The sequence below is a fragment of the Streptomyces katrae genome (assembly GCF_000966975.1).
Taxonomy (GTDB): Bacteria; Actinomycetota; Actinomycetes; order Streptomycetales; family Streptomycetaceae; genus Streptomyces; species Streptomyces katrae.
Genome location: NZ_JZWV01001367.1, coordinates 1 through 3,708 on the forward strand (window position 1 = coordinate 1; position 3,708 = coordinate 3,708).

Below are 3,708 nucleotides of genomic sequence, written 5' to 3' on the forward strand. Positions count from 1 at the left end.
CCCGGGGAGGTCCGGAAGAGAAGATCGGGTTCTTTCCCGATAGGGGGAGCCCCCGGAGCGTGCGCGGGCGTACGCTGATCTCCCGAACCGGCCTGAGGGGTACCAGCCATGACGGACCGCCGGACCCGCACGCGGCGCACGCTCTTCGAACGCGAGACGGAACTCGTCGTCGTGGACGAGGCCCTGGACCGGCTCACCGGCACCGGCCCCGATGCGGCCGGCGGCCTCCTCGCCCTCTCCGGCCCGGCCGGCCTCGGCAAGACCACCCTCCTCGCCGAAGTGCGCCGCCGCGCCCTCGCCCGCTCCTGCACCCTCCTCGCCGCACGCGGCGGCGAACAGGAACAGGGGCAGCCCTTCCACGTCGCCCGCCAGCTCATCCAGCCCCAGCTCGCCGGCCGCCCCGAGGCCGAGCTGCGCGCCGCGCTCGGCAGCTGGTACTCCATCGTCGGCCCCGCCCTCGGCCTGTGCGCCCCCGAACAGGGCGCCCCGCCCGACCCGCAGGGGCTGCGCGACGGGCTCGACTGGGTGCTCACCCACCTCACCGTCCAACGCGCCCCCGTCGTCCTCGTCCTCGACGACGCCCACTGGGCCGACCCCCGAATCCCTCGGCTGGCTCGCCGCCTTCGCCCCCCGTGCCGAACACCTCCCGCTGCTCCTCGTCACCGCCTACCGGCCCGACGAACTCCCCGCCCACGCCGAGGCCTTCCGCACCCTGCCCGGCCGGGCCGGCCGGCGCCCGCTCAGCCTCGCCCCCCTCACCGAGGCCGCCGTCGCCACCCTCGTCCGCGAGACCGTCGGGACGCACGCCGAGGACGCCTTCTGCCACGAGGCCTGGGCCGTCACCACCGGCAACCCCTTCGAGGCCGTCGAACTCACCGCCAAGGTCCGGGCCCACGGCATCACCCCCGTCGAGTCCAGCGCCCCGCTCCTCCACGACCTGGCCGCCGCCCAGCGCGGCAGCGGCCTCGTCACCCGCCTCCAGAGCCTCGGACCCTCCACCGTCCGCTTCGCCTGGGCCTGCGCCGTCCTGGGCACCGCCATCCCCCGGCAGATCGCCGCCCGCGTCGCCGGAGTCGGCGCCGAAGAAGCCGCCGACGCCACCTGGCGGCTGCGCGACGCCCGCATCCTGTCGGCGCCCCCCGCCGACGCCGAAGACGAGGCCACCGGGCTGGAGTTCGTCCACCCGCTCATCGCCACCGCCATCTACCGGGCCATACCCGACGCCCTGCGCGTCGCCCTGCACGGCAAGGCCGCCGTCGCCGTCGTCGACGCGGGCCTCGGCTCCTCCGCCGCCGCCCGCCACCTCCTGGAGACCCACCCGGAGAACGACCCCTGGGTGGTGCGCACCCTGCGCGAGGCCGCCGCCGAGAACCTCCGCGCCGGCGCCCCCGAAGCCGCCCGCCGGCAGCTCGCCCGCGCCCTCCAGGAACCCCCGGACTTCGGCGAACGCGCAGCTGTGCTCTACGAACTCGGCTGCGCCTCCCTGCTCACCGAACCCGCCACCACCGTCAACCACCTGCGGGCCGCCCTCGCCGAGCCCTTCGACGACCCGGCGCTGCGCCAGGGCATCGTCATCCGCCTCGCCCAGGTCCTCGCCCACAGCGACCACCTGCGCGCCGCCTCCGAACTCCTCGCCGCCGAGATAGCGCGCGCCCACGACCCGCGCGTCCGGCTGCGCCTGCAGTCCGAACAGTTCATGTGGGACGCCTTCGACGCCGCCGAACCCGACTCCCCGGCCCGCTCCCGCCGCCTCGCCAAACTCGCCGACCGCCTCGCCGGCCGCGACCTCACCGAGCGGTACGTCATCGGACTGCGCGCCTGGGACGCCTGCCTGCGCGGCGAACCCCGCGAGGTGTCCCTCCACCACGCCGGCCGGGTACTCGAACAGCCCTTCAGCTGGGCGCACGAGGACCGCGGCTTCGAGGTCCCGGTACTCGCCGCCATGGTCCACATGTACGCCGACCTGCCCGGCCGCGCCGAGGAGCTCTTCGAGGCCGGCACCGCCGAGTTCGAACGGATGGGCTGGCACGGCGCCCACCTGTCCTTCGCCTACAGCCTGCGCGCCTACCTCCGCCACCGGCGCGGCCGCCTCACCGAAGCCGAGGAACTGGCCCGGGCCGGCCTGCGGCTCGCCGAACGCGTGGGCCGCCGTACGCCCGTCCACTGGTACGCCATCACCATCCTCATCACCACCCTCCTCGGCCGGGGCCGCACCGAGGAGGCCTGGCAGCTGGCCAGGGAACACGAGTACGGCGAACCCTTCCCCGCCGCCGTGGTCTTCCCCGACTCCCAGACCGTCTACGCCGAACTCCTCCTGGCCGCCGGGGACCGCAAGGCGGCCGCCGTCGAACTGGAGGCGGTGGACCGCCGGCTGAGCCCGCGCGGGATCCAGAACCCGGCCTGGTGCCCCTGGCGGCTGCTCCTGGCCCGCGCGGTCGCCCCCGAGGACCCCGCCAGGGCCCGCACCCTGGCCGACGAGGCCCTCCAGCGCGCCCGGGCCTACGGCGCCCCCTCCGCCATCGGGCAGGCCCTGCGCGTCTCGGCGGAAGTCGCACCGCCCGAGCGGCGGGCCGCCCTGCTGACCGAGGCCGTCACCCACCTGGAGGACTCCCCGGCGGCCCACGAACTGGCCCGCGCCCTCGCCGCGCTCGGCACCGAGCTCCGCGACCCCGACCTGCTCACCCGCGCCCGGCTGACCGCCCGCACCTGCGGTGCCGACGCCCTGGAGGCGGACACCGCGCAGGCCCTCACGGCGTTCGCCCGCGGCGCGAGCTGACCCGTACCCTCCCGCACCGGGGCACAGTGGCCGTATGGATCACCCCACCAGGCTCAGCGTGTTCCGCAGCGAGGCCGCGGCCTACGACGAGGCCCTGCGGCGGGCGGCCGACGGCGGCCGGGAAGGCCCGCCGGTGCCGTCCTGCCCCGGCTGGTCCCTCGCCGACCTCGCCGGACACCTCGGCAGCGTCCAGCGCTACCTCACCCACGTGCTGCGCGGCCGCCACACCGAACCCCCCGACCCCACCGACCCCGCCCTCTACGCCCTCCCCGAGGACCCGGCCGTACGCGCCGCCTGGCCCCGGCACGACGCCACCCCGCACCGCGGCCCCGTCCCCGGGGAACTCCTCGACTGGTCGGCCGACGCCGCCCGGGAGCTGATCGACGTACTGGAGGAACTGGGGCCCGACGTCCCGGTGTGGAGCTGGTCCACCGAACGGACCAGCGGCTTCTGGTGCAGACCATCGAACAGGCCGTCCACCGCTGGGACGCGGAGTCCGTCACCGCCGCCCCGGACCCCTTCGAGCCGGCCTTCGCCGCCGACGCGGTCGCCCAGACCTTCGAGGTCATGGTCCCCGCCCGGCGCGGCTGGAAGCCGGCCCCCGCCGGCACCGGGGAGCGCTACCGCTTCCGCCGCACCGACGGCCCCGAGTCCTGGACGGTGGAGTTCACCGGGGACGAGGTGCGCCTGGAGCCGGGCGGAACGGGCCCGGTGGCCGTCGAAGCCGCCGGCACGGCCTCCGACCTCACCCTGTTCCTCTGGCAGCGCCTCCCCGCCACCGGGCTGGAGGTCACCGGCGACCCCGCCCTGCTCGACCACTGGTTCACCCTCGTCCCCCCGGCCTGAACGGGCACGTACGGACCCCTCACGGCCGCTCGCGGAAGGAGCCGACGACGGGGGAGCGGCGCAGCGCCCGGGCCACGGCCACCAGG

At 76.3% G+C, this 3,708-nt stretch carries 1 protein-coding gene and 2 pseudogenes; all 3 read left to right on the forward strand.

Features of this window, described 5'->3' with window-relative positions; all coding sequences use genetic code 11:
- Positions 1 to 108: 108 nt before the first annotated feature.
- Positions 109 to 537: pseudogene (locus tag VR44_RS48990) on the forward strand (AAA family ATPase); the annotation flags it as partial.
- A gap of 2,273 nt (positions 538 to 2,810) precedes the next feature.
- Positions 2,811 to 3,176: pseudogene (locus tag VR44_RS47990) on the forward strand (maleylpyruvate isomerase N-terminal domain-containing protein); the annotation flags it as partial.
- 53 nt (positions 3,177 to 3,229) lie between these two features.
- Positions 3,230 to 3,622: an SCP2 sterol-binding domain-containing protein gene (locus VR44_RS47995; protein WP_245692823.1), complete on the forward strand. Its 393-nt coding sequence runs from the start codon at positions 3,230 to 3,232 to the stop codon at positions 3,620 to 3,622.
- Positions 3,623 to 3,708 lie beyond the last annotated feature (86 nt).